The following is a 25,064-nucleotide window of genomic DNA, read 5'->3' as shown; positions in this document are numbered from 1 at the left end:
ATCATGGAGTGGCATATGAATGATCTTTCCTTGAATGGGCAATTTCCAACGCTACAAGCTGTTCGGAGCTGCTTGGAACCGATGCTGGAAATAAGGCATAAGCGCAACGAATTTCGGGAGCGTTTTTTCATTTCGAGAACGCTCGCAAACCAACAGGCAACGGCAGACGATTGCCTGTACGAGGCAATACAAAAGTTGTCAGATAAAGATTTTAAAACCATAGCTGCAAAATGGCTTAGCAATGGCCCCTTCTGGAATGACAATCGATGCTCTCACCAAGATGATTATTTTGAGTTTTTATCCTCTGATGTAACTGAACAAGGGCTGGGCGAAGCCGCTCGCCGGAAGATTATAGGAACTGATGTGTCTGCATTCAGTTTAATGGGTTCTGGTAAAAACTGCGAAGAAACGCCTCTGAAAATTCAACACGGCTTAACCGGCTCGGTGTACGGGCAGTATGATATTCATAACATTTGGGATATTCCTGCGCTTGAATCTTCTGTTAGGGGCAGCTCTCCAATACCGCAAAATTGGAATGAGCTTTTTTTCCATATAAGGGAACGGTTTGAAGATGATGTGTGTTTTTCTGATGATGCCATAAACGATCTTCTCTCCAGGCCATTTCAGGTGGCTACCATGAATAGGATTATTGAGCTGTTAAGTTTTTTGACAATGATCGTTAAAGAGCGTGACCAGAATGGCGCATGGACTCATCGTGGGCAACAGCTATATAAAACGTACTTTGTAGGAAGCAATCCGCAGTTTGTTAATGAAGCTGATCCTTATGGAAATTTATGGTTTGATGATCCTGAGGATGCCTCAAGAAGAATTCACTGCACTTGGCACGGTCGCATGTCATCCATGCTGGGAAGGGTACACTTTGAATGGCCACTTCCGGCTCACCAGAAAAAAGTGAAAGTTGTTTATATTGGGGAAAAGGTCAATAAGACCTAGCCAAAGCGGATAAGATTAATAAGGATAAAATATGCCTACACTAGATTTTAAAGGAAAACAGTTCGTATATGCGCACCATCTGACGGTTCCATTCCGGCAGTTGACGGTAGACGCAAAAAAATCTTTGCCCGCAAAAGGAGCAAAGCCCAATCTCGATGACAATCTAATTATTCATGGTGACAACCTCCATGCCTTGAAGGCTCTACTTCCAAAATACGCTGGGAAAATCAAATGTATTTATATTGATCCACCCTATAACACTGGAAATGAGGGATGGTGTTATAACGATAACGTAAATGCTCCCCTAATTAAAGAATGGTTGAAAGATTCGGCTAATCCAGTTGATAAAGAAGACCTCGAACGCCATGACAAGTGGCTGTGCATGATGTGGCCACGTCTACAGTTATTGCGGGAATTGTTAGCGGACGATGGAGTGATTTTCGTTAGCATTGACGATAATGAAATTACGAATCTAAATTTAATTATGGATGAAATTTTTAATGCCAAGCATGTTGCAACAGTTCCAGTAATTAATAATTTAAAAGGTCGTAATGACAAAGCAAATGTTGCTCAATGCCATGAGTACCTACTTATTTATGATAAGGGTGCCTTTCTTTCCAAAGGACTACCTCTATCCACAAAGCAAATTAAGGAGTTTAAGTACCAAGATGGTAATAGGCGATATGCTTTACGTGATGTAAGAAAGCGCGGTGGAGCAGACACAAGAGAACTACGCTCTAATTTGTATTTCCCAATTTACTACAACCAAGAAAAAAAATCTTTCTCCCTTAAAAGGATGAAAGATTCAGACATTGAAATATATCCATTGAAAAGCGATGGAATAGAAGGTTGCTGGAAATGGTCGCCGAAAAAAGTTGAAGAAAATCTTGCTATACTTGAAGCCTCTTACGTTAAGAAAAGTGACAAATGGAACGTTAGTTACCGAGTCTACCTAGACTCAAATGATACAGAAAACCTTACCGATGATGACGATGAAGAAGTATCTGAAGAATGGGATGATGAAGGCGAGATTCCATTTGATAGGACGACTAAAACCAAATCATTTTGGTGGGGGCCGGAAATATCTACAGATGTTGCTGGAAAATGGCTAAAAAAGATTCTTGGAAATGGCTTGGAAAATTTTGACCACCCCAAACCCGTTCATTTCATAAAAAGAATACTCCATATGGCAACGGATAAAGACAGCGTTGTGCTTGACTCCTTTGCTGGTTCAGGAACAACAGCAGAGGCTTTGTTGGCGCTAAACAAGGAGGATGGCGGCAATCGTAAATTTATTCTAGTTGAGTGTGAAAAGTACGCAAATGATATTACAGCGGAGCGTGTTCGTAGAGTAATTAAAGGTGTGGATGGGACAAAAGACGCAGCCTTGAAAGATGGTTTTGGTGGTTCTTTTACATTCTGCGCTCTTGGCAATGAAATTAATATTGAGAACCTATTGCAGGGAGAAAACCTTCCCAGCTTTGACGAACTGGCTAGATATGCCTTTTACACAGCAACAGGACAGGTTCTGAATACGGTCAAGCAAGGTGCCGATTATTTTGTCGGTGAAACTGATAATTATCGTGTTCACTTGATCTATAAACCGGATTTGGCTTTCCTACGGTCAGGCGAATCTGCCCTCAATATGCCTTTGGCTGAAAGCGTAGCGCAAGCACGAGGCAAGAAAACTGCTCTTGTCTTTGCTACCCATAAATTTATGGGGCAAAAAGAATTAACGGGCATGGGCATTACATTCTGCCAGCTCCCTTATCAGCTTCACCGCATAATGGGAGACTGACGCTATGGAATTAAAAGACTATCAGCGTCGGGTAATGGAGCGATTTAGTGAATATATAGAGCTGCTTTATGCGGAACGCTCTAAGGCTGACAAAGCAATTTTAGCCCTTAAGAATGCTGGTGTAGAGATACCTCTTGGCATTGATGATTACGCCAAAAACACATGGAATACTCTTAAAGCCAGCGGAATATTGCCTCGCTTCAAAAGCTCAATGGGCTTAATCGTACCAGAGTATGTAGCGCGATACGATGCGCGTAAGCGGTCAACGCCTCATATCTGCTTAAAGGTTCCCACGGGTGGAGGAAAAACCCTTTTAGCCGCTGAGTGTGTTGGAGCGGTTCATACGGAATTTTTTAGGCGGCAGACAGGATTGGTTCTTTGGATCGTCCCTACAGTACAAATTTATCGCCAGACATGGAAGGCATTGGCCAATAGAGAGCACCCTTACCGCCAATCCCTAGAGAGGGCTTCAGGTGGTCGAATCAAAGTGTTTGAAAAAGATGATCCCATCACGACCTTCGATATTCAGAATTATCTCTGCGTGATGATGGTGCGCTTAGCTGCTGCTAATCGGACAACTAATAAAGAATTTCTCAAAATTTTTCGTGACGCAGGAAAATACATCTCCTTCTTTCCTGAGGTAGATGATTACACGGCCAATAATGAGCTATTGAAACTGTATCCTGATCTGGAGGTCAATGACATAGGCGATACTGGTGCATTTGTAGGTGTTTCGGTTAAACACAGCCTCCTCAATCTTCTGAAAATGTTGCGTCCTATGATAATTATTGATGAAGGACACAAAGCCTATTCAGACAATACACGTCAGAGCCTAAACAATTTCAATCCGTCTTTCATTCTGGAATTAACGGCCACACCAAATCCACAAACCCATATCAGCAATGTTTTGGTCAATGTGTCTGGCTCCGATCTTAAAGACGAGCAGATGATTAAGCTTCCAATCAACATTATGAATACAAAAAGTGGTGACTGGGAAGGAACGCTGGCACAGGCACAGGTAAAACTGGAAAACCTGAGCACTGATGCAATAGCCCTTCAGGCGGCTGATGGGCGTTATATCCGCCCGATTATGGTCGTAAGAGTAGAAAGGACTGGCAAAGATCAACGAGATGGAAAGCGAATTCACGCGCTGGATGTCAGAGACTACCTAATCAATCGCCTGTCGGTGGATGAGAGAGAAGTTCGGATAAAATCATCAGAGAAGGACGAGCTTGGCAACGAAGACCTTCTCAGCCCATTAAGCACTGTCCGATACATTATTACCAAGGAAGCATTGCAAGAAGGATGGGATTGTCCATTCGCCTATATCCTAACCTTGCTGGATAAAACTACCGCACAAACTGCTATGACCCAAATGGTGGGGCGTGTTTTACGGCAGCCAGAGGCAACATCAACTTCTATTGAATCTCTCAATAATTGCTACGTCTATTGTTTTGATCAGGATGTGCGGGTTTCCGTACAGAATGTCCGCAAGGGCTTAGAAGAAGAAGGGATGTCCGATCTTGCAGATTATGTGCGTGCTGGTGATGATGTATCCCAGAACAATCCGCAAGAGGCGCAATCAATCAAAGTTAGGCGTAGGTCAAAATTCGATGATTTGAAAATCTTCTTGCCTAAGGTTCTCCACCGTCATGGGAAGAACTGGCGAGAAATAAATTATGATGCGGATATTCTAGCCACAATAAATTGGGCTGAACTAAAGTACAATGTATCTGAATTTCTTAGTGGGAAGGATGCTCCAGCCCTCACTATTACCACCGTTGATGTTGCCAGAAAAACGGACTTAGCCGGACAGACGGAATTGGAATTTATAGATAAAACAATTCAAGAAGCTTATACGGGCCAGAAGACGCTTGATATTGCTTTTCTATCTCGCCAGCTTATCGACATTATTCCGAACCCTTGGCAAGCATCTCGATTAGTCAGCGAGGCTATTGCTGATTTAAGGGCGAAAGGACATAGCGACGAAGACATCTATAATGGTCGGCTTTTCCTGATTGAAAGCATGAAGAAAAGCCTCAAGGCAATGGTTCATGAGCAATCAGAATCTATCTTTAAACAGAAGCTACTAAAATCAGAGCTTGTTTTCAGACTGACAACAAGCGGAGATGAAAGGCTGAACTTTATAATAGCAAAAGAGCTACAGGCTCTTGCGCGTAAGAATGAACCGAAACTAGTTAATGCAGATAATACAGCGATTGAGAATAGTTTGTTCGAGGTTGTTTTTGAAAAAGACCTCAATAATCTAGAGAAAAATTTGGCTCTCTACCTTTCAGAAAGCAGTGCGGTTCAGTGGTGGCATAGAATGGTCGCTCGACAAGAATATGCTCTTCAAGGGTGGCAACGTAACAAAGTTTACCCTGATTTTATTGCGTGCGTTAGAAGCGACCGCATAATGGTATTGGAAACAAAAGGCCTACAGCTAAAAGGCAACGATGATACTGAATATAAAAGAAAACTATTCGACCTCCTAACGGAACAGCAGAATAGCCCTGTTGCCGCAGGTGTTATTGATATTGTCTCTGATCAAAGCAAGAAAATCTCTTTCCACATGCTAATGGAAGATACATGGCAAGAAGAAATGCAGATGCAAATCCGCCTCTAACGCTCACACGATTAGAGGGCTTGCCATTGCTGACGTCGGATTTTATAGCCGGGTAAACTGTTGCAATCGAGCGCTCGCCGAGAACCGATAAGGCCGACGACATGATCGCAATGATCTTCATGAATACGCATTCGCCCTTCACGCAAAGCCATATAAAGTGCCTCAGTCGCAGCCATTTTCCCTAGACTTTCCAAGACCAAAGGATGTTGGAAAAGATCAAGTGACCAGCAGGCTACCTTACCGGCGCAATACGCTTGCACCTGTGATCTTCCTTTTCTTTCATCTATGACAGGCAAAAGATTGCGGCAAGCGGCAATCGCCAGAGTTGACGCTTCACCATCACCAAGCGAGGGACTTGCCGACATCAGCTTTGTATAGATTTCCAACTCTTGGTCATTCAGGATAACAATCTGAACCTTTTGTGAGGCGATTAATTCAGAAATGAACTTATGCTCGCCATTAGCCTTGCTTGTTTCGTGCTCTAGCTCGGCTGCCACAATTTCTGGCACTAGCGCATGATTTGGCAAAGCGGCAAGAATACGCGCTCCATAGGTGCTTGCATGCAAGTTTATCAATACACTGGTATCAAGAACCAGTGTACTCGCATCCTTAATGAGGGAGCTTAAGTAAGTCATCCGTGTCGCTTTCCTCAAGCTCAATTTGGTCAATTATCGCTCGCAGTTCAATGCGGGGTATATTCAGTAGATCTGCTAGCTGTCCTTCCGACATGAGATCGCGCTTCCAAGCGGCATGCATCATGAGGCTCATCCGATGAGATATGAGGCGGCTGGCGTCATCTTTTGCTGGATCGTGTATCTCCGCAGCCGATCCAAGAACTTCCTTTGCTTGGGCGTTCGTAATGCCACCATTAGCTTCAAACCAGGCCCAGATACCCTTTTTAATGAGTCCAAGCTCTTCGAGACGACGGACACAGGCTTCACGAGAAATATGGTTTTGGTGAGCAAGAAGAATCACATGCCTTCTCGTCAACGTATCTGAGCCAGCCGTTAACTGACGGAAACTTTCCTCAAAGCTTTTGCGCGGAGTGAGGAATGCACGACCAAAAGCATTGGCATAGCGTTCTTCGCGCGATAAGAATTGCTCATTATCTTCAAGCACTTCAGGTATTTGACGAGTGCCTGAGAAATGCCCCACCTCGTGCGCTGCTGATTGTATCCGCCGTTCTAACGGGTGGTTGGCATTCAAAAGGATGCATGCCCCAATTGAGGGTTCATAAGTGAATAGTCCTGCAACTTTGGAGCCAGAGGAAAGACGCCGTTGATAAAGGCGGATACCAAGGTCAAATTCGATTAAACTAAAAATATCAGTAATTGGGCCGGAGCCAATTCCAAGCCAATTTCTGAGTTCCTGAGCATGTTGTTCTGCTAGCTCTATAACATCGCCAGTATTAATACCGCGTTCCGGCGGATAGTTCTTTCGGCGCTCAATGCCCAGAACATTTTCAAGCTCAACCTCTGCCTTCACAAGATTATTAAGTAGTTGAACAGCCTCAGTCGTGTGAACATCTTCCGCTTCCTTTAGTTTCCGGTAACGAGGAACAAGGTCGGTATGCACAGCTTCACGGCGTAGTATGGCGTTGACTGAAACACCATAGTGATGTGCAAGGCTTTGGAGTTCCTGTATGCGGACTCGGCGAGCACCTTGCTCGATGGAAACAAGCGTTGGGCGCGACATTCCAATGACCTGCGCTGCTTCATCCTGACGGATACCAGCGTTTTCACGGGCAATACGAAGACGACGGCCTATCTCTTGTGCGCTGATTTCATTTAGATCGGTCATAGCGTCCTCCAAATATCCAATTCTTAATAAAACTGTGTTGTCCCTGAGCGTCCACGAAGCTGCACCATTCCTTAGCGTGCTGCGCTAAAAGCCCTCTCAGGTTTTCACAGGTGTTCTGTTCTGACGCACCAGTAGCTTGGGCGATCTCAAAAATGTGCGGTCGTAATAAGGCATCCGGTAATTGAGCCATATTTGCCAGTTGTTGGAGATGTCGCGCACCGACACTGCCGTACTCCACCATCGTATGACTCTGACGCGTATGATTACTGTGCGGAATTGCACTCTCGTAGCTGGTCGCAGTCAAGTTGCTGATTGCGTAAGTATCAACAGGCTCATCCAGACATGCCGCATGCATACTCATACGGCGCAGCAGACATGCGGCACACAACCCGCATTGCCTTAGCTTTCCGTTGAGACGTGCGTTCCAACGTTGCTGCCAACAAGATCGAGTGCTAAGCACAAATTCTTGAGACGTTCCTGGCATGGCAAGATAGGCTGCAATTGTCTGGCCTTTGGTATGCCAAAGACGAGGCTGCTCATAGACAACCGTAAACTCTAGCAGTGCCTTTATAAAGTCCTCCATCCTACGGAAAAACGTCGGGTGATTTCTATAGTCCGCATAAATTTGATGAAGTGGTAGCAGGACGGGGCCGAGGGCACCTTGCCCACTTTCAGGCACGATAATCTTGCTGACGCCAGAGAGTTGAGCCGCAATAGCGGTTATTGCCGCGAATTTAAAGCCCCTAGAACGCACTCCGCTTTCACGAGATGATGGAAGCTTAACGGTAAACGGAATTAGATCAAAAGGTCGTTCGCCCTGTTTGACTCGATCTTTGTGCTTTGTTACACGCACACGGACTGCCGTATCATCGGTATCAAAAAGCCCGGATACACAGCGAGAATCAAGTCCATCACTGTAAGCAAGGGCAAATTTTTTATTATTGCCGAAGGGTAGCGCACCTTGGCGCGTACCATTTAAAGCTGAATTCTGAGCCTGAACAAAAGTGAAATGCCAGCTATCGCCCGTCAAATGACGAAGCATGCCGCGAAGGGCCGTTTGTACTTCCGGACGCTGCCATATCTCCAATTCTTGAACAGGAACGGTAATACAAAACGTTCGCGACCACTGCGTAGCATTACGTCCACACCGCCTGTCTGCATACTCGACCGCCGCACACATCACCAATAAGTCGTGGTGTACTGGTTTCCAGCCTTCATAGGTATAGGTATCGAGTATGCTCGGATCGAATATGATTTCTTTCCCAATTTCAGCCATTTTTATGCTGGCACTAAGCTTCTTTGAAGACTGAAAGTCTTTTTCAATGATATGAACATACTGATTTCGGTTATTCTGGGTCATAAATTGGGGCCTTCATCTAGACCTTTCTTTTTAGAAACAGCGTTCTTGAAAGCGTTTTTGTCGCCTGCACGAATCGCATCACAGATAGCGTCTTTATTTAGCGTCTCAAAAGCGGCATCCACCTGCGTAATGGTTCGATCAAATTGGTCTTTCCGCATCTCACCGGATTCAAGGACTCGGATGCATTCTTCTTCAATGTGGTTACGCGCTTCGATAATCTGATCGTTAACTGACGCCTCAAGAGCTTGTTCAACAGCAACGTTCGGTGGCATCTTTTCGGCTAGACGAAACGCCAATTCCTTTTGCAAAGTGTCTGCAAATGGCGTTTTGCTGTGGTCATCGAAAATGGCTTCAAATGAAGAGGTCGGATCAAAATCCAACTGCTCTCGCTGCTCGTAAGCCTGAAGGTCGGCCATAAGAGCCTGAGCATCGTCAGTTAGAATCTCGCGCACAAATGCATCAGAGGCCAAGGCACATACCTCGGCTTTATCAACCGAATCGTTTTGTACCGCTTCTGAGAAGCGTTTCCAGCGTCTGCTTAACTTCAAGTTCCTGAATGGCCCATCAGTCATAATAACCTCCTTAGAGGCAAGACTACCACTCATTATCTGACAATGTCAAATATCATTATAATATTTCTGACATTCAAGGCTGCTCTGTGTCGTTTTAATTTGGGTATGCGTTGTTATGTATTATCCTAGAAGTCCGATAATGCCTCTTATTATGTTTATTATTTACCTGGCTCTGCCATTAATCACACCTATAAACATACCTTGTTCCAGCAACCGTGGTTTCGCAATAGTCTGTCCCTAGATAATCTCCGATAGCATCAAAATCTAAGAAACACTTGATGTTCTCGGCAATATCGCCAAATAAGCCATCTTCTACAAACTGGATAGCTAGATCACGCAAGCTGTCTATTTCGTAAAGGTCCATATCCTCAAATTTGCTTGGAAGGTCTTTTCCCAAAGCAAAATCATAGCCAACTTCGCTAAGAGCGATAATGACCCTTACTTTTTCATCATCGCTCCAACTATCTGTTGCTTCCATGTACGCTTGTATATCGCCTTGATGAACGCCCAAAGCCTCAAATAATTCTGCGTCTATGCTTTTCCCGTCAATGAATTGGATTTCAAATTCTTCTACAAGCTGGCCGTATGAATTACGCAAGGCAGCGGCTCTCTGATCGTATTCCTCAACTGTTTCAAAAAAGAAACCAGTGGCGCTGATATCGTAAGGTTGAGCGTATAGCTGTGTCATGGTCTTAACTCCTCTAATGGGTATGGGTTGCAAATATGCAACCCTGGCTCCCGCCGAGGGTGGGGAGGCAAATGCAAGGGCGGTATTGCAGAAATTTTGGAGCGTAAGCGTCCGCGAGGAATGCCAAAGGCAGGGGAAAATTTTTGTAATACCGGAAGCACCAGCGCCTTTACCCTTGTGTGCGCCAGGGGCGAAGCCCCTTAGAAATGAGTCTTTTCAAAGGTTTTGATTGCTTTTTGGGAATCAAATCATAATCTATGCGGCGTGACAGGGCGTAGAAACCCTTAAGTCGTATAAGCGCAAGTATTCACACAACGCGCGTCCTCTCTGCTGAGAGGGCGGCGGAATACAACAGCCGTTCGCGGCGAATACGTCGCGCGCCGGACTTAGGCGTTTCTAACCTCTCGGCACCAGGGGCCGTCTGTCACCTTAACTTTTTTAAGGAGACAGACCCATGAGAAAAACTATTCCAGCACTGATTGCGATTGGATTATTGAATGTTTCTGCTGCACAGGCAGAGGATCTAAAAATCGGCTGTGTTCCAAAGAGCGAATTAAAAAGCCAAATGCAGCTATTGGGGTTGGGTTTCTTAGACCAATATCAGCGCCAAACTCCTAAAGGAGAAGTCAGAACATCCGTCCTGGGAGCATATGATGGCAGGGTTTTTCTCGATCAGGGGCGCGGCTATATCGTGGAATCCCATGAGGACAAAGCCTGTGTCATCGCAAAAACAAAGCAAGAGTATAAAACTGACGGTAGTAAAATCACAGTTTCAACCGTCCATAATTTTGGTGACATGCAACTGACCTCAGAAGAATGGGAAAAAATTGGGCAGTACGCAAAATCGAACAGGCAGAAAATATATGCGGACAAGAAAAAACAAGGCTATTCCGATGAGGAGATACAGAAAGCAATGAAAGCTATCGACATCCTGCAACGCTCTGGTGGTGCGTTAGAGGGCATAAGCGCGAAGTTAATTTATGAAATTTTGCCAGATGGTAAGCTCAAAGCGGTAGAGCGTAGCGCCTTTTAAAAATCGTGCGCCATTTGCATTGTTGGAGGGAGTGCGCTAGCGGGTTTAGGCGCTTCTGACTGCTTAGCCTCATAGCCAGCTTCTTCACCAACATCTTTAATGATAGCTGAAACATTGTCATTTTTGGCTGCTTCAGCAACGTATTGCTTTTCTTCTTTGGTGGCATTTGGATTGGCCATGATCTCGGTAACTTTAAGACCCTGTTCAATGTCGGCATGTGTATAGCCTTTTTCGAGTAAGTCTTCGGTAATGCGGCTTCTGTTGGCTTTCGCGTATTCAGAAATGCGCTGCCATTGTTTCCCAGTGTATTCAATGTCGCCGAACGCATGAGATTCATTAAGATATTGTTCGCGTTTCTCACTATCGCTAAGTTCATCAATAGCCGCTTGATGTGACTGCTCGCGCTTTTCTTCGCGTTCTTCGCGCAGCTTGATACTGCTTGCTTCTTCGGATTCTTTTGTCGCTATTGTGAGTTTCTGCTCATTGATATAGCGCTGTAGATCGGCTGTAAGTGGAATGTTGCCTAAATTGCCGAATGTGTCTGGCTCATAGCCGGAATCAATAGCCAGCTTCACGTCCGTCTCGGCCTGAAGCGAATGAAACTTGTCTGGCCGCTCAAGTGGGCCTGTTTCGGTCAATGTGTTTGTCATTCGTACGGAAATCATAACAAAATCATTTTAACATCCTGTTAATTCAATAAAAAAAGAACACACCTTATGCTATACGGGCGTATGCAATGAGCAAATTTTTCGAATGTCCGGACGTTATTTCTCGAAGATTTTAGCTGTTTCAATGCTATAGGGTGAGCTAGATTCCCTTGAACATTGCTAACATATATGTTATCTTATGATAGAGATTAGAGAATATTTAGATACAGACGGCCACAGCGTCTATGCAGACTGGTTCAATGAACTGGATGCACGGGCAGCAGCCAAAGTGTCCACCTACGTCACCCGTATGAGCAACGGGAATATGTCGCAGGTGAAAGGCGTGGGGGCTGGTGTTTATGAGTGCAAAATAGATTTCGGGCCTGGCTACCGCGTCTATTTTGGGAAGGATGGCGATAGGCTGATTATCCTTCTAGGCGGCGGTACGAAGAAAAGACAGAATAACGATATTCAGGAAGCGCAAGCTTTGTGGAATGAATATAAGCATAGAAAACGGAAAGGAGCATAGATCATGGCACTGACACGCGATTTTAAAGATACCATTAAAGCACGGGCTGCTCGTGATCCGGAATTCCGTGAAGCGCTTTTGGTTGAAGGCATTGAATGCCTTCTCTCTGGCGATGTGGAAACAGGAAAAACCGTTTTGCGTGATTATATCAACGCGACTGTCGGCTTTCCTGCATTGGCGAAAGCCGTTGATAAACAGCCAGAGAGCCTTATGCGTATGCTCAGCCCCTCTGGCAATCCCAGTGCGGGCAATATTTTTGCAATCATACGCTCTTTGCAAATGCGCGAAGGCGTTGAATTGCATGTCCAGGCAGAACGCGTCGGCGCATAACACCTACCGTACAATTTTTTTCAGATATAAGCTGGTTCGGGCCGGGTGGAGCGGCATAGCTCCAAGCCCCGGTCGTGGTCCAGGGCGCGAAAGCCCTTGGTCGAGGGTTCCAACGGGGAGCGGAAGTCCCCTTGGTGCGTATCCAAACTGCATAAGGTTGGGCGATGGGATTGCATAAGGGAGAGTGACATCGCCCTTTGCTCGTGATGAACCGGCGATGCGGTTCAATGGTGCGAAGTGGAACGGGAGCGCCACAGCCGGGGGGATGCAACGGGGACGCGCTAGCGGGTCCCCTTGCCAAGATGGTGTGTATTACACACACATCTTGCAGTAAGTCCTAAGCTGCCTTCCCACGAAATCTTATGCGCTGGCGTGACCCGGAAACAGACTCAGTCTTGAACTGGTTTTTTCTTGGGGTCGCTTGCAAAATGCTCCGCCATGAGACGTGCTGCTATTTCATGCGCCTCATCCGTGCGTTTCTCAAAGCATACCTGGCCGGACTCGATAGAACCGTCCGGAACATTCTGCGGTATGTTTTTAAGTTTTTCCATGTCACATCTATAGATGAATTGCGATATAATGAACATGAAAAAAGCCCCTGCCGTTTTCGGCAAGGGCTTTTCGGCTAAAGCCTATTCCTCGCGGTTGGCCGGGTAGAGATAAAACGGTTCATTGATGATGTGCGTACCGTACAGCTTGATGTAAACACTGCCGTCATCCTTGGTCCATGCAGCGCCGATAGTGTAGAAACTCACGCTTTCGCCTTTCTGCTCTTTGATTTTGACGGCGAGATTTGGCTTGGTTTTGCCGTTGTTGGATTGCTTTTGCATTGTAGTCTCCTTTGTAAAGGCTGGATCATTCCAGCGTAAAGCCATTCGGTCAGAGGCGATTAAGGGACGTGTCAAAAAGTTTTCTGGGGCGTCCGTTAGAACTTCCCGGCGAGTAAGACGAGTCGTCGGAAGGGCTTACGGGGAAAAACTTGTTGATACGGCCCGCGCATCTGGCATGGCTAATTTAAGCTGGAATGAATGAAAGCCTAAAAGGAGCGCTGAAATGAGCAAACAAAACGATCAGACGCCTGAAATCTCCATCACCTTCAATATGGAAGGCGATGTGTATGCTTTATTCTGTCGCTATGCGAATGAATTTATGATGACGCCGGAAGACATGCTGGAAATCATGGTCAATCCGTGGCTGCGGAAAGAATTGCAGTATTTTAATCCGCCGCCCGCAACGCAACCGGCATTCACGCGAAAGGATTTAAAGCCATGAGTGCAGTAGATAGAAAGTATTTGCAACTGGTTGCTGAGTGGAATGCCAAAGGATCGGGCATTGTCAAAAAGCGCATTATCTACCAAGAAAATTGGTGGCAAATATCCTTAAAAGAAGCCAAAAAATTCGGCATAGACCCGCATTTGAATAACGCGCTTTGCTTAGCCTATACCCGCTATCAGAACATGCTGGGCATAACTGACAGCGGCATCTGGGAAGAAAGCGAAGGGCTGCAAGATATGAGAAAATACATAGCTTATACTGAGGATAACCCCGGCGCAGAAATATGGTGGCGGGCCAGCGCTGCTGCACGGTTTATGAGCGAGATTTGCAATCTGCCCTACAAGTCATGCACCGGCTATGTCGAGTTCGTTAAAACCATCATGGAGCAAGCGGGTCTTGTCGTCTCAGAGCATACCTATCATTAATTATTCAACGATTAAGTTGCCGTTTGTGACCAAACCAGCAAGCGTTTGACCTGTCACATCCTGCAATTGAACCAGATTTGTCCAAGTGTGGTCAGTGCCTGTGCCGTCGAGATCGACTCTGACAATGGTGTGTGTGCTATCAACATCCGTCAATTCAACGAAGTCGGCAAGATCGTCAAAGAGTGAATCATATTCAAGAATTCCGGAGATATCCAATACGTCTTCACTTGATCCTGTTGTGAAATCATAGATTGTGTCCATGACGCCGGATTCATATGACCCCTCATCATACAGAAATAAATCTGCGTCTGTGCCGCCATAAAGACTATCAGCGCCAAGGCCACCTAAGAGCGTATCGTTTCCGGCACCGCCGTACAGAGCATCATTGCCTGAACCGCCAAAGAGCGTGTCATTACCGCCATTGCCTTCAAGCTTATCGTTGCCGCCTTCACCCCAAATGAGGTTGTTGCCGCTGTCACCGATAACCCAATCATGGAGACTGGAACCTTTCACATACTCAAACTCATCGAATGCCGTGAAGCTAACTTCCGTGCCACCCGTCCAAGCTGTAGCCCATTTCGATGTGCCATTGCCCATATCAATAATGGTGTAATCGCGGTTTGATGTATTACCTAAGAATATAATGTCGCCGCGCCCGCTGAAATCAATGGTGTCGATGCCGTTGCCGCCATGCGCCGTTGATCCAGCCACAACGAAGGACGTTTGAACTGTGTCGTTGTCATCGCCGCCATACACAGTCTCAGCACCAAAACCAGAACCGATGAAATCGTTACCAGCATCGCCGTAGACCGTATTTGCGCCAGCGCCGCCATAAAGATAGTCGTTGCCGTTGCCGCCATTGATCGTGTCATCGCCATCATTTCCGGCAATGGTGTCGTTACCATCACCGCCACTAACCGTATCATTGCCTGATCGTGCAACAATGGTATCAGCACCAGATGTGCCTGTGATTGTGTTGGCTCCGCTTGTGCCCCAAGTCCAGCTTGCATAGGTGGATAAATCAAGCATCATGCCGTCGTTATGGGCCGTTAGATATTCAAAATCGGCTGTGGTGAAGAAATCAGCCAAATATGTATAGTTTGTGCCGTCATTTAATCTGAGGTGATCGTAAAACACATCAATCGTGACATTATCAATCGTGATGCCCCCTGCAAAACCAATCTCAACGATATCAATGCCACCACCATCATAAACAGCGTCAACACCAACACCCACTTTGAAAATATCGTCGCCGTCGCCACCATCAATAGTGTCACCGCCGCCCGCGTTAGCGGATGCATCAATAATATCATCGCCATTGCCAGCAATGACATTGTTTTGACCGCCCCCCGTTAGCTTGAAATGCTCATTTGCGTTGCCGCCAATGATGCGCGTGCCATCAAAATTTGATTCAACATATTCGATGGACGAAAAGTCACCATATGATGTTTGATAGAGATAAGAGCCTGAGAAATACCAAGTGCGGTAAAAGCCATTGTTAGGATCACTGATATCAATCTGAACACCGTAGGTAGCATTCCAAGATGAGCCTTCTTTTGACAAAATCAATTTATCAAACCCTGCGCCACCATCAATCGTGGTGTCGCGCAGCGTGTTGTCATAGATTTTAAGAATGATTGTGTCGTTATCAGCATCGCCGTAGGCTGTATCATTGCCGCCAGCCAGATAAATTGTGTCTCGGCCATCACCACCGTAAATAACATCGGCTCCTGTATAGACAGAGGTTGAAATCACAACGTCATCATAGATGATATCATCGCCGCCATATGCATAGATGGTGTCATCCCAATCAACCAGCCCATTCACGGCTGTAATTGTATCAGCAGCCTCTGAGCCATAGGTTGTTAGTGTAAGATTGAGCAGATCAACCGATGAAGCGCCCTCATGAACATAGAGAAGCTCCATCTTATCGTTGTTGTTTAATCCAACAAACTGAGAGTCGAGCCTGATCTTGTTTTCACTATCAAAGAAAACAGTCAGATCATTACTGCCATCGACGCCGGAAACCAATCTTATTAATTGATAGGACGCATCTTCATAATCACCCGTGAGAATAATTTTGTCTGCGGTGCCAGTTCCATGTTCGCTGAAGAATTTTAAGCCCCCGGAATAATAATAGGTATCATCGCCGTCATTACCATCAAGCCTGTCAATACCCACTCCGCCATCAAGAATATCATCGCCATCACCGCCATACAGCTCATCATTGCCTGTGCCGCCCAGCAGAGTATCATTGCCGCCTAAACCATACATGATGTCATTAACCGAAGCGCCAGCCGTTACGCCGATCAAGGTGTCATTGAGCGAGCCGCCATAGGTGGTGATATCACCAACAAATGCGGTCATATCATAAATGAGCGTGCCTCCCGCGTTTTCAATCCGCTCAATACGGTTTGCATTGCCTTCCGCGTTGTTCAATTGGTTTTGCAGCGTAATTCTATTGTTGCCATTGACATTGACTATGAGATCATCATTCCAGAGACGCTCAAAGGTAATGGCTCCGCCTACCGCAATGCGTAGCGTATCTGTTGTGCCAGCTTCATCGTATATGAAATCATCAGCGCCACCTGACCAGATATAAAGATCATCGCCCGTGCCGCCCTCCATAAGATCAGAGCCAGCGCCATCGCTTAATGTGTCCGCACCAGCACCACCTGACAACTCATCATGTCCATTGCCGCCCGTGATGTAATCATCGCCATCACCGCCCTCAATCATATCATTTCCGTCACCACCACTCAGGGTATCATTACCGTCGCCACCTGTAATTGTGTCGTTACCTGAGGCTCCTGTAAGTACGTCGTTGCCTGTGGTTCCTGTTAAAATCTGATCCGAGGCACTAATATAATTTGTTGTGATATCCGACCAATCAAGAGTTGAATCTGAAAGATACACAGCATCATCAAGCCAATCCTGCTCATCAACTGTAAAGCCTGAGAGGTCCCCGCGCACAGCTTCGATAAACCAAGCAATATGTGACCAAAATTCAAGCTTATCACCAGCAGAGTTTCCTTCGGTGCCAAGCGCTAACAAAGCATCTTCGGAAAGCTCAGGCGTTGAATCAAAATTAAACTCACCGCTGGCAACATCATAATGCCCAGGGGTAGAAAACAATTGATTGCCAAAAAGCTGAAATACCACTTCTGCAAACAAGGCATTACGCAAATTATTATAGATATTCATGAGTAGTTGTGCAGAAATCGAGAGAGGATCGGGATTAGGAAACCGTGCTTGTGCAAAATCTTCACCTAGATAGGCTTCAAGAAATTCCAACTTTCGCGCATCATCCAGATAAGGGCCGCGGCCAGTCGAGCTTAAACCATCGACTCCCGCCCATTGCCAAAGAAATCCATCAAAGGAAGTCTTGTTGCTAGAAAAATCAGCAAAAAATTCTTCAATGGTCTGATCCGCATAGTTCTGCATTTTGCTCTGCAAATTGCCCAAGCCGGTATTATCAATGCTCATCTCAATATGTAAGTCTTTTACCATTCCATAGCCACGAAGCGTAGGAAGAAGCCACACTTCTGTGCTTAACTCATAGGCACCGATATATTTGGTGTTTATATCATCCATGAGAAAATCACGTTGACCGATAACAACGTCGTCACCCAAGGTTGTGATAATTGAATTTGCGCCGCTGATCGGAATGACAATGGAGGTATAGTCAAGATCGTCCATTGTATAGAGTTCACCATCTTGAACGTGGCCGTCTCCGTTGGCATCATTCCATACACGCAAATCTTCCCATGCGTCATCATTGCTATCAATCACATCATCATTGTTGCTATCAATGGCTTTAAGAGCCGTAAATCCCGCAACTGTGCTAGAGCCAAATAATTCATTGGCATTGTCGATATCGCCGTTTTCATTTAAATCACGCACAAGCAATGCATCTTCGCTTCTGGCCCAAGATACTGCTTCGGCAAATCCATCATTGTCTAAATCGAAATAAACAGAAGTTTCTGTATAACTTGTAGTGAAGGCATAACCATCACCATCAAAGTCTATGATTAAGGGGTCGCGTTGTGCCCGAGATAGCCCGAACAGAGATTGTGCATTAATGACGCTCGCTGAATTAGCAATATCTATATTATCCCCTGATAAACCCGGATGATTTTCTTCATAAATGGTTTCATGTCTTAATCTGAATGTTGTGGCACCCCATAATGCTCCGCTTAAAAGTATATTGAGATTTGCGGCGGAGCCGTTTCCAACACCAATCGTTGCTACATAAAGAGAGCCATCTTCTTCGTACACCTGGCGAATAACGGCACCTGGATATAACAAGTGACCTTCTTCTGTAATATTGACAACGATCTTGCCACTTTCATTAAAATAATGAGTTACTGATCCAAGTCCGGGAACAAAGGAAGTGGAGCCATTGGATTTCTGAATATTGCTAGGCGTGGGGGTAGGCTCTTCTTTTAAGTTACCCCAAAGCGCAGCGCCGGACATTTCGGCGGTAGTACCTATTTTATCTATTTGGATATATCCATGATAAGTCTCAGAATCCTCTGGGTCCATTCCCAGTTCTTCAAAATCAGGAATTGTAATGGTTATGGGTGTATCTTCACCACGTGTTATCGTGAAGCCTGTTGATGTATGTTCAATCGTATAGCCATTTGCTAAGTAACTCATTTACTTTCACCTATTCTACAAGCCTTCAAAATATGGGGGCAAAGCCAATAGCAGACCGATAAAACAGTCATAATGCCTACTGGATCAATTAGGATATAAAGGCTTCCAAAGGGAGTGACATTGCCGTCAATAAAAATTGCTTTACCAAAAACTCTTTCGTGCAATGAAATTTTTTCGGCGCCAATTAAATTGAAATAAAACAAAACAGCCATTGCTGCGAAAGATAGAAATACAAACAGTTGTTTAGATTGAAATCGCCTTATTGATATTATAAATACTGCTGAACATATGGATGAAAAATAAAGAGCATAAAAAATATCGAGTAAAATTTTATCATATGGAGCACGATGAACTATGTGGTTGCTTAAGTATGAATAAACAAAACAGCTTAGAAAGATTATTCCGATATCTTTTAAAACTTTCACGAAATTACTCCCAACTGAAATTTTGTATTTTCACTTTGACGTGCGTATAGGTTGGAATGCGAATCTAATTCCCGTCCAGAATGGAGTTATCCACAGGATAGCGACTCTCGATTTTCAGAATCAAATGCTTGAGCGGCTATGAAAATAACCGCATAAAATAAGGGTTTTTAGAGCGTCATACGCTGGTATGTCAGCTTTGCATTTGTCCAAGAAATGTCGGCATCAACTGCCGACATGCATATCATGTGTGATGAAAAAAATGGCTCTACATGAGCCAATTGGAAAGTCAGTTAGTACATACCGCCGTAATAGATGACAGTACGCTGCCCTGTACCGTTGCATGTTGTGCAATCAGTGTGTGCGGCTGATTGTGTGCTGCCGTGATTGCAGCCTGCACGGCAGGGTGTGCCGCTCCAATCATATCCTGAACCGCCGCAACTATAACAAGCGGTTTTCACATGCTCAAGCTTTTGGCCTGTGCCTTTGCATTCCGTGCATTCTTGCGTGGACATAAGAGTTCTCTCTTTGCTGATTAAGATGATGTGCTGAACGATTTACCGCGCATATGTCCGGAACATTTTTGGGTGTGTCCGGACATATGTTTGGTTCCCTTATTCTCTGAAATACGGAAAATAGAGTCAAACCATCATTTGAGCATTTTGTGAAAATTCCTGAGTCAAAGCAGAATCTTAGGCCGGTCTTTATGCAAGCAATGGCGAACGCTTTGATAAATAACGGTCCGCCGATGCAAAGTGCTGGAATAAGTTTTGCGCCCATCCCTGATCCGAAATTTACATTCGAGATGGGTGGTTCTATGGGGCAATCTGTTAGGCGTGAACAATTAAACGCCCGGTTTTTGCAAATACAGCTCCAAAAGATTCCACTTAAAAACCTAGAAGAACCGTTATCAGCAAAATTTAACAAGGCAGCAGGTGTTCTTTTGGAAAAGCAGGGCAAAGAATTATCTCGCAAACCGACAAAGTCATTTGATAAACTTAAAGAAAACTTCAAAGCAGCCAGTATGGAGCGGTGATGATGGAAAAAGTATATCAAGGCGTTGGTAAAGACAGAGTTCAAGAACCAGGCAAAAACTATCCCTCCCGGACATTTATAATGCCCACAGGATTGGTTTTGCGGATTACACTTGATGAGTGGTATTTTCAGATGTTTGATTGGCTGATTGCGCCCGCACAAGGTTATGATGCAGAGAGCATCATTGCATCCACTTATGAAGCATCTAAGGCCGAACCTTCTTTGTCTGCACAAGATGCATTTGAAAAGGCTTTTGGAATTACGATGCAGTATTTCTACCTGGATCATAAAGACCCTCATGCACCCTTTGCTGGATGGTAAGGGTTCGGACTCATTTTATTCTTGAATGCTTCATCTTCGTGGGCGCGAATGCGTTGAACGCGAAAGGGATTGGTCCCTGCTACCTGAACCAGCATCACGCCTGTTTCACGCGCAAAATGCTTTGAGATTTCATCGAGTGTAATCAGGGATGTGGAATAAAGCTGGGTCGTATAATTGATAGTCTGGCTGTGAGACTTTGATTTGCTTTGCGGAGTAAAGCCTTTCTGATCGCCCATAGAGTGCATCATCTGCATGACAGTGCTTTGGTTTTGGCTCGTGCCTTCCTGGGTACTGTATTGCGGCACAATGCGGCTGATTTCGCATTTGCCCAAGCGTTCTGAGAGATATTTCGTGGTGGTCACGTCGTTATTGCCAAACGCCGTAATCACGCCGGAGTTGCTGATAAAACTCTCCCAGGTATCTCTGTAGTGCTTCTTCAATTGATTAAAGTCTTGCAAGATGGTCCACAAACGAACGCCAAACCCGGCGATATAGCCAATTGCACGTTCAATGCTTTGCATGTAGCCAAGTGTAGAAAATTCTTCCAAGATCATCACGGTAGGCGGCAATGCATTGCCCTGCTCATCAAGTGCTTTGGGCGTTTTCTCCATTGTTTGCAAAACTGATGACACCATCAAACGCAAAAATCTGGAATGCGTTGCCATGTAACGCTCTGGTAAGACGATATAGATCGTAACGCCCTTGGGATTGGTTTTAAGCTCCGCCAGATCAATCGTGCATTCACTCATACAATCTTGAATGCCAGCATCTTCCAAGAATTCCAGATTACGACATGCGGTGGAAAGAACAGAGCCGCGTTCATTTTCTCCCATATTCAACAGTCTTGCAGCCGCTGCCGCAACAGTGCCGCCGAACAGGTGAGTTGCGGCCTTCATATTCAGCAAGAGATTTTCTGTAGAATAATTGCCTTCTTCATCAGCCATCCCAAGAGTTGCCAGTTCATAAAGCAGCTTGAAGCTGCGGAGTTCTTTATTTTCACCGGCAACGGCAAGCATCCAGAGAATAATGCCCTTAATGAAACTACGGGCAGATTCATGCCAATGCAGATCATTACCGCCATCAGAAATCAGCATAGCGTCTACAATTGCGCCAACATCGGTTCCTAGTTGCGGGTTATTGATATCAAGATGTTCCAGAGGATTAAATTTACCGCGCAAGGCGGCGCTCACGAGTGCTATGCGGCATGGATCGAACACAATGGTTTTCTGCCCCATAAATTCAGCACGGTAAAGAGCGGTAGTGGCCGCTAATTCTCCTTTGGGATCAAGACACACAACAGAGTTTGTAAGGGTAAGAAGATTTGGAATAAGCAGGCTGACACCTTTACCTGAGCGGCTGGACGCAACAGTAAAGATATGACGATCATCTTCAACCCCGATAAAATGACGGCCTTGCTCATCTTCAAGCGTTCCCAGCAGCAAAAAATTCTTAGGTGTGTTGCTGCTAATATCACGCTTCAAAGCCCTAATAATAATCTCAGAAGGCGTCCATTCGCTTGAAGATAATGGAGCGCTAGTTTCCTGATCGGGGTCTTTGCGGGGAAGTGGTGGGAGGTTCATGGTTATTCTCCCTTATTTGCTGTGCATGATGTTTTGGTATTCACGCTCATTAAGCGTTGCCTCCATTTCCATCTGAGGAATGCGCTGCTTCGCATTTTCTATGGTTTCAAGGCTGGATTGGCATTGCTGTAGAAGCGTTTCTGGTTCACGCTTTATAGTTGCGACATCACGCTCCCAATTGATAATCGAGGCACGGCAATTATTACTGGCTTGCTGAATACAGGCTTCAACCATATCCTGAACGCAAGCCCATACCCCCATTTTACCAACAACGCCGCAAAGGTTGGTTGCAACCCAATCATCGGTTAGCGAGCGGCTAATACGGGCACAGGATGCTTTCTCGAATTTCTGCCAGTGTTGATAGATTACCCAGTATTCATCCATATTCGCGCTATACAGGGCTTCGTAAAGCTGGCGCGAAGACATACGGCGAGCGCTTAAATCCAGACAATGACCGATAGATTGCTTGCGGATTTCTTCATCAGAAATAGTTTGTTTAGGCTTTGGCGGTACATCACGCAGAGCGGGCTTTACGCATGTGCCATCTTGCCATGCGCGATTGCTGGCCAGAGCGTTTTGTGAAGATTGCAGTTGTGCTTTCAAGCTGAGTGCTTCCCGCCTTGCATTTTCAGCGGCGCGGCGGGGCGCTTGTGCTGGATCAACCTGGGCAAAGCGAGTTTGAGGCTGTTGCGGGGTATTCAAAAAACTGAATAGCCCGGTATTTTGGCCGCGATAGGCAAGGCTGCCGTAATTCGTATGCACGTTACAAGCAGCAAGGCATAGGCATGACGTGATGATAAGAGCGCGTTTCATAGCGAACCTCCTGTTTGTTTCATTATGTTTTGAAGCTGGGGAGAGAGATCGGCAGGCAGAAAGTGATGGCAGGGCAAGGCCATCAGCTCATCGCGCTGAAAATTACAGCCGGTGATAACGCCATCCTTTTGAATACAAGACGCATAAAGCTGTTGCGCTGCCTGTAATCTGTTCTGCTGGCAAGCTTGGCGCAATTGGACAAGACCTTGTGCAGCGGTGATGGTTTCTGCCTTTTGGGTTTCTGCTGGCAGACTCGCTTCTATTTTCTTTGCATCGGTATGCCCAAGGCGCGTTCCTATAAATGTCGAGAAGCGGTATTGCTCAGGTAAAAGCACCTCTCCAAGCGTTCCCCACACAAACATGCCAGCGGAAATCGTGACCGGCACGGCTCCAGCGATGAGCATGATTGTTTTAAGGCTGGGTAATTGCCGGGATTTTTTGGAGTTCTTTTTAGGTGGCGGGGATTTAGGCTGATTGAAAATTAAATCTTGTTGCGACATGGAATCCTCCTTTGTAGAGAGGCTTATGTTGATTTACATAAACCTTTGTGATTCCATGATGAATGAGTGTGGGCAGTTAGTCCCGCGTGCTTCCGGACACGAAATGGACAAACAGTTTAGGTATGAGCGACCAAAAAACAGATAAAAGTAACGGCGTTATAGAAGAATTTTCGCCATTAAGGCTCCGGCAGATTAAATGGGGCTTGTTGGAGTATTTCTTAGAGAACGAACGAATAGGAAAGAGAGGTTACAGTTATTGGATCAATCGCACTCTTAACGAAAACAAGCATCTTCTTTCTAAAGACGAGCAGAGGCTTTTAAAAGTATCTGCTGAATTAAATGAGCATGATCCTTGGAACTGGGTCAGTAAAAATCATGTGCCGCCAGACACAGATAAAATTCGAGTGTATGAGAAATATGTCTCACTTGTAATGCCACATTATAAAACTGAAGCAACTGTAGAAGATTTATATATCTCCACCTGCACTACGCTTACGAGATTTACCAATATTGCTTCCTGCCTTACAGATCGGGCTTTACTGAACAAAGCAAAAGCATTGGAGCAGGTAGGATATTATCACCAGCGCCGCCCTTTTGGTTATAACAGGTCGTCTGGTAATTTGGTATTCTTCAGAGCAATTGATAAGACACCGTTTTTGAGAGTTCACAAGTTTGACTTTTTTATAAACATTCAGCACTACGCTGAGACCAGAGGTAAAATAGTCACGCCAACCACACTAAGCGAACTTGAAATCCTTTTCTACTTGCAGGAATTACCAGCGGACAAAATCGGCGATTTTTTGGTACTCGAAAATGTGGAGACAGGTCTGATTGTGCCCAGCTCTCAAGGTGATGACTATCATGGTATTTTACAAACAAAAGGGTATGAGACGAATTCGGTAAAACTTTATTTTCAGGAAAAGACCGATTCTGAACAAGGCGTCGAAGAAAAGAGTAAGAAAAAAAGAATAAGGGAGCGTCCTGAGGATAATGCTGATTTGATTGTTGCACAAGCTGGCTTTCAAAAGAGAAAGGCGCATACGGATTTCTTTAAAATTAGGGGTTTAAGTAACTTCAAGAAATTTGTGGCGAATATGGAAGGGCCTGTGTTATGAAACCGCCAAAATCTGGTTTGGATAAAAAGAAAGGAACTAACGTGACTCGGCCTTCTCACAAAATTGTGGAAGGGGCGAAAACGAATAACTTAGAAGAAGTGAAGCTGGCTCTTTGGGAGAATCCCGACTGTATCAACGCCTCTGATAAATCAGGTCTTACCGCCCTACATTGGGCTGCAAGCAATAATAACTTTACCCTGTGCGAATATTTATTTGAGCAGTCAAAAGTACGTGTCAATCCTATGTTAAAGGATGTTCGCGGTCGATCCGCTATGGACCATGCAATCGGTATTGGCTCCGATGCAATCATCAATCTGTTCTATAGCCATATCCTGCGTCCGGATATGGAGAATGATGACCCCCCACATTCCGGTGAAGGTAAAGTCATTACGCCAGATTTTAAACGGAAAGAGCCTAAATAACGCTAGGCGGATTTGTCCATTTCATGTCCGGCGTTAGCCTCGCCCTAATATGGGCGATTCAGTAATATCCATGCATACCCAAGCATGGAGGTGTGTATGAATGGCTGGAATGACTCAACCGCATGGAATGTAATACGATTTAGGCTAGGAATAAATTCTT

The 25,064-nt window shown here is 45.2% G+C and carries 24 protein-coding genes; 12 read left to right on the top strand and 12 right to left on the bottom strand.

Going from position 1 to position 25,064, the window contains the following annotated elements:
* Positions 1-15: 15 nt before the first annotated feature.
* Genes GC177_00615 through GC177_00605 form a run of 3 tightly spaced genes read left to right on the top strand, consistent with a single transcriptional unit; the run spans position 16 to position 5,378 of the window.
* Positions 16-954: a hypothetical protein gene (locus GC177_00615; GenBank protein ID MBI1274459.1), complete on the top strand. Its 939-nt coding sequence runs from the start codon at positions 16-18 to the stop codon at positions 952-954.
* 31 nt (positions 955-985) lie between these two features.
* Positions 986-2,752: a site-specific DNA-methyltransferase gene (locus GC177_00610; protein MBI1274458.1), complete on the top strand. Its 1,767-nt coding sequence runs from the start codon at positions 986-988 to the stop codon at positions 2,750-2,752.
* Positions 2,753-2,756: 4 nt separating this feature from the next.
* On the top strand, positions 2,757-5,378 hold the full coding sequence (locus GC177_00605) for a restriction endonuclease subunit R (protein ID MBI1274457.1): 2,622 nt from the start codon (positions 2,757-2,759) through the stop codon (positions 5,376-5,378).
* A gap of 11 nt (positions 5,379-5,389) precedes the next feature.
* Here the strand turns inward: GC177_00605 and GC177_00600 are convergent, their stop codons facing one another.
* From GC177_00600 to GC177_00580, 5 genes are all read right to left on the bottom strand, one after another.
* On the bottom strand, positions 5,390-6,013 hold the full coding sequence (locus tag GC177_00600; protein ID MBI1274456.1) for a DNA-binding protein: 624 nt from the start codon (positions 6,011-6,013) through the stop codon (positions 5,390-5,392).
* The gene (locus GC177_00595) at positions 5,988-7,178 is read right to left on the bottom strand and encodes a helix-turn-helix domain-containing protein (protein MBI1274455.1); all 1,191 of its coding nucleotides are present in this window, start codon (positions 7,176-7,178) and stop codon (positions 5,988-5,990) included. Before GC177_00595 ends, GC177_00600 begins: the two co-directional genes overlap by 26 nt.
* Complete coding sequence (locus tag GC177_00590) at positions 7,162-8,538, bottom strand: hypothetical protein (protein ID MBI1274454.1); 1,377 nt, start codon at positions 8,536-8,538, stop codon at positions 7,162-7,164. The genes GC177_00595 and GC177_00590 overlap by 17 nt, the downstream gene beginning before the upstream one ends.
* The gene (locus GC177_00585) at positions 8,535-9,110 is read right to left on the bottom strand and encodes a hypothetical protein (GenBank protein MBI1274453.1); all 576 of its coding nucleotides are present in this window, start codon (positions 9,108-9,110) and stop codon (positions 8,535-8,537) included. Before GC177_00585 ends, GC177_00590 begins: the two co-directional genes overlap by 4 nt.
* Positions 9,111-9,288: 178 nt before the next feature.
* Complete coding sequence (locus GC177_00580; protein ID MBI1274452.1) at positions 9,289-9,798, bottom strand: antirestriction protein ArdA; 510 nt, start codon at positions 9,796-9,798, stop codon at positions 9,289-9,291.
* Between the two features lie 454 nt (positions 9,799-10,252).
* Here GC177_00580 and GC177_00575 point away from each other — a divergent pair, with 454 nt between their 5' ends.
* Positions 10,253-10,831, top strand: coding sequence for a hypothetical protein (locus tag GC177_00575; GenBank protein ID MBI1274451.1), 579 nt, complete (start codon positions 10,253-10,255; stop codon positions 10,829-10,831).
* Here GC177_00575 and GC177_00570 read toward each other — a convergent pair.
* On the bottom strand, positions 10,828-11,496 hold the full coding sequence (locus tag GC177_00570) for a hypothetical protein (GenBank protein ID MBI1274450.1): 669 nt from the start codon (positions 11,494-11,496) through the stop codon (positions 10,828-10,830). The two genes, GC177_00575 and GC177_00570, sit on opposite strands and share 4 nt — an antisense overlap.
* 184 nt (positions 11,497-11,680) lie before the next feature.
* Between GC177_00570 and GC177_00565 the strand changes: the two genes are divergently transcribed.
* A complete protein-coding gene (locus GC177_00565) occupies positions 11,681-12,007 on the top strand; it encodes a type II toxin-antitoxin system RelE/ParE family toxin (protein ID MBI1274449.1) in 327 nt (108 codons plus the stop codon).
* 3 nt (positions 12,008-12,010) lie between these two features.
* A complete protein-coding gene (locus GC177_00560) occupies positions 12,011-12,337 on the top strand; it encodes a transcriptional regulator (GenBank protein ID MBI1274448.1) in 327 nt (108 codons plus the stop codon).
* A gap of 632 nt (positions 12,338-12,969) precedes the next feature.
* Here the strand turns inward: GC177_00560 and GC177_00555 are convergent.
* On the bottom strand, positions 12,970-13,167 hold the full coding sequence (locus GC177_00555; protein MBI1274447.1) for a hypothetical protein: 198 nt from the start codon (positions 13,165-13,167) through the stop codon (positions 12,970-12,972).
* Between the two features lie 223 nt (positions 13,168-13,390).
* Between GC177_00555 and GC177_00550 the strand changes: the two genes are divergently transcribed.
* Both GC177_00550 and GC177_00545 read left to right on the top strand, forming a co-directional pair.
* Positions 13,391-13,609, top strand: a complete 219-nt coding sequence (locus tag GC177_00550; GenBank protein ID MBI1274446.1) for a hypothetical protein — start codon at positions 13,391-13,393, stop codon at positions 13,607-13,609.
* Positions 13,606-14,037: a hypothetical protein gene (locus tag GC177_00545; protein MBI1274445.1), complete on the top strand. Its 432-nt coding sequence runs from the start codon at positions 13,606-13,608 to the stop codon at positions 14,035-14,037. The genes GC177_00550 and GC177_00545 overlap by 4 nt, the downstream gene beginning before the upstream one ends.
* Here GC177_00545 and GC177_00540 read toward each other — a convergent pair whose 3' ends face one another.
* Positions 14,038-18,696, bottom strand: a complete 4,659-nt coding sequence (locus GC177_00540; protein MBI1274444.1) for a hypothetical protein — start codon at positions 18,694-18,696, stop codon at positions 14,038-14,040.
* Positions 18,693-19,121, bottom strand: coding sequence for a hypothetical protein (locus GC177_00535; protein ID MBI1274443.1), 429 nt, complete (start codon positions 19,119-19,121; stop codon positions 18,693-18,695). Before GC177_00535 ends, GC177_00540 begins: the two co-directional genes overlap by 4 nt.
* A gap of 661 nt (positions 19,122-19,782) precedes the next feature.
* On the opposite strand from GC177_00535, the gene GC177_00530 reads away from it, so the two are divergent.
* Together GC177_00530 and GC177_00525 are read left to right on the top strand one after the other, a co-directional pair.
* Positions 19,783-20,154, top strand: coding sequence for a hypothetical protein (locus GC177_00530; protein MBI1274442.1), 372 nt, complete (start codon positions 19,783-19,785; stop codon positions 20,152-20,154).
* Positions 20,154-20,474, top strand: coding sequence for a hypothetical protein (locus GC177_00525; GenBank protein MBI1274441.1), 321 nt, complete (start codon positions 20,154-20,156; stop codon positions 20,472-20,474). Before GC177_00530 ends, GC177_00525 begins: the two co-directional genes overlap by 1 nt.
* Here the strand turns inward: GC177_00525 and GC177_00520 are convergent.
* Genes GC177_00520 through GC177_00510 form a run of 3 tightly spaced genes read right to left on the bottom strand, consistent with a single transcriptional unit; the run spans position 20,450 to position 23,367 of the window.
* Positions 20,450-22,054, bottom strand: coding sequence for a TraM recognition domain-containing protein (locus tag GC177_00520; protein ID MBI1274440.1), 1,605 nt, complete (start codon positions 22,052-22,054; stop codon positions 20,450-20,452). The two genes, GC177_00525 and GC177_00520, sit on opposite strands and share 25 nt — an antisense overlap.
* Before the next feature lie 12 nt (positions 22,055-22,066).
* Complete coding sequence (locus GC177_00515) at positions 22,067-22,867, bottom strand: hypothetical protein (GenBank protein MBI1274439.1); 801 nt, start codon at positions 22,865-22,867, stop codon at positions 22,067-22,069.
* Positions 22,864-23,367, bottom strand: coding sequence for a hypothetical protein (locus tag GC177_00510; GenBank protein ID MBI1274438.1), 504 nt, complete (start codon positions 23,365-23,367; stop codon positions 22,864-22,866). The genes GC177_00515 and GC177_00510 overlap by 4 nt, the downstream gene beginning before the upstream one ends.
* A gap of 122 nt (positions 23,368-23,489) precedes the next feature.
* On the opposite strand from GC177_00510, the gene GC177_00505 reads away from it, so the two are divergent.
* Both GC177_00505 and GC177_00500 read left to right on the top strand, forming a co-directional pair.
* Positions 23,490-24,482 carry a hypothetical protein gene (locus GC177_00505; protein ID MBI1274437.1) on the top strand — a complete coding sequence of 331 codons (993 nt, stop codon included), beginning with the start codon at positions 23,490-23,492 and terminating at the stop codon, positions 24,480-24,482.
* Entirely contained in the window at positions 24,479-24,904 is a 426-nt protein-coding gene (locus GC177_00500) for a hypothetical protein (protein ID MBI1274436.1), read from the top strand. Before GC177_00505 ends, GC177_00500 begins: the two co-directional genes overlap by 4 nt.
* Positions 24,905-25,064: the final 160 nt, after the last annotated feature.

This window comes from bacterium, from assembly GCA_016124905.1.
GTDB lineage: Bacteria > Pseudomonadota > Alphaproteobacteria > Rickettsiales > RI-342 > RI-342.
This window is presented reverse-complemented; position numbering and strand designations above follow the sequence as displayed.

Coding starts and splice junctions, on each gene's coding strand:
- GC177_00615 (MBI1274459.1), top strand. CDS start 16: ATGAATGATCTTTCCTTGAATGGGCAATTTCCAACGCTACAAGCTGTT.
- GC177_00610 (MBI1274458.1), top strand. CDS start 986: ATGCCTACACTAGATTTTAAAGGAAAACAGTTCGTATATGCGCACCAT.
- GC177_00605 (MBI1274457.1), top strand. CDS start 2,757: ATGGAATTAAAAGACTATCAGCGTCGGGTAATGGAGCGATTTAGTGAA.
- GC177_00600 (MBI1274456.1), bottom strand. CDS start 6,013: ATGACTTACTTAAGCTCCCTCATTAAGGATGCGAGTACACTGGTTCTT.
- GC177_00595 (MBI1274455.1), bottom strand. CDS start 7,178: ATGACCGATCTAAATGAAATCAGCGCACAAGAGATAGGCCGTCGTCTT.
- GC177_00590 (MBI1274454.1), bottom strand. CDS start 8,538: ATGACCCAGAATAACCGAAATCAGTATGTTCATATCATTGAAAAAGAC.
- GC177_00585 (MBI1274453.1), bottom strand. CDS start 9,110: ATGACTGATGGGCCATTCAGGAACTTGAAGTTAAGCAGACGCTGGAAA.
- GC177_00580 (MBI1274452.1), bottom strand. CDS start 9,798: ATGACACAGCTATACGCTCAACCTTACGATATCAGCGCCACTGGTTTC.
- GC177_00575 (MBI1274451.1), top strand. CDS start 10,253: ATGAGAAAAACTATTCCAGCACTGATTGCGATTGGATTATTGAATGTT.
- GC177_00570 (MBI1274450.1), bottom strand. CDS start 11,496: ATGATTTCCGTACGAATGACAAACACATTGACCGAAACAGGCCCACTT.
- GC177_00560 (MBI1274448.1), top strand. CDS start 12,011: ATGGCACTGACACGCGATTTTAAAGATACCATTAAAGCACGGGCTGCT.
- GC177_00555 (MBI1274447.1), bottom strand. CDS start 13,167: ATGCAAAAGCAATCCAACAACGGCAAAACCAAGCCAAATCTCGCCGTC.
- GC177_00550 (MBI1274446.1), top strand. CDS start 13,391: ATGAGCAAACAAAACGATCAGACGCCTGAAATCTCCATCACCTTCAAT.
- GC177_00545 (MBI1274445.1), top strand. CDS start 13,606: ATGAGTGCAGTAGATAGAAAGTATTTGCAACTGGTTGCTGAGTGGAAT.
- GC177_00540 (MBI1274444.1), bottom strand. CDS start 18,696: ATGAGTTACTTAGCAAATGGCTATACGATTGAACATACATCAACAGGC.
- GC177_00525 (MBI1274441.1), top strand. CDS start 20,154: ATGATGGAAAAAGTATATCAAGGCGTTGGTAAAGACAGAGTTCAAGAA.
- GC177_00520 (MBI1274440.1), bottom strand. CDS start 22,054: ATGAACCTCCCACCACTTCCCCGCAAAGACCCCGATCAGGAAACTAGC.
- GC177_00515 (MBI1274439.1), bottom strand. CDS start 22,867: ATGAAACGCGCTCTTATCATCACGTCATGCCTATGCCTTGCTGCTTGT.
- GC177_00510 (MBI1274438.1), bottom strand. CDS start 23,367: ATGTCGCAACAAGATTTAATTTTCAATCAGCCTAAATCCCCGCCACCT.
- GC177_00505 (MBI1274437.1), top strand. CDS start 23,490: ATGAGCGACCAAAAAACAGATAAAAGTAACGGCGTTATAGAAGAATTT.
- GC177_00500 (MBI1274436.1), top strand. CDS start 24,479: ATGAAACCGCCAAAATCTGGTTTGGATAAAAAGAAAGGAACTAACGTG.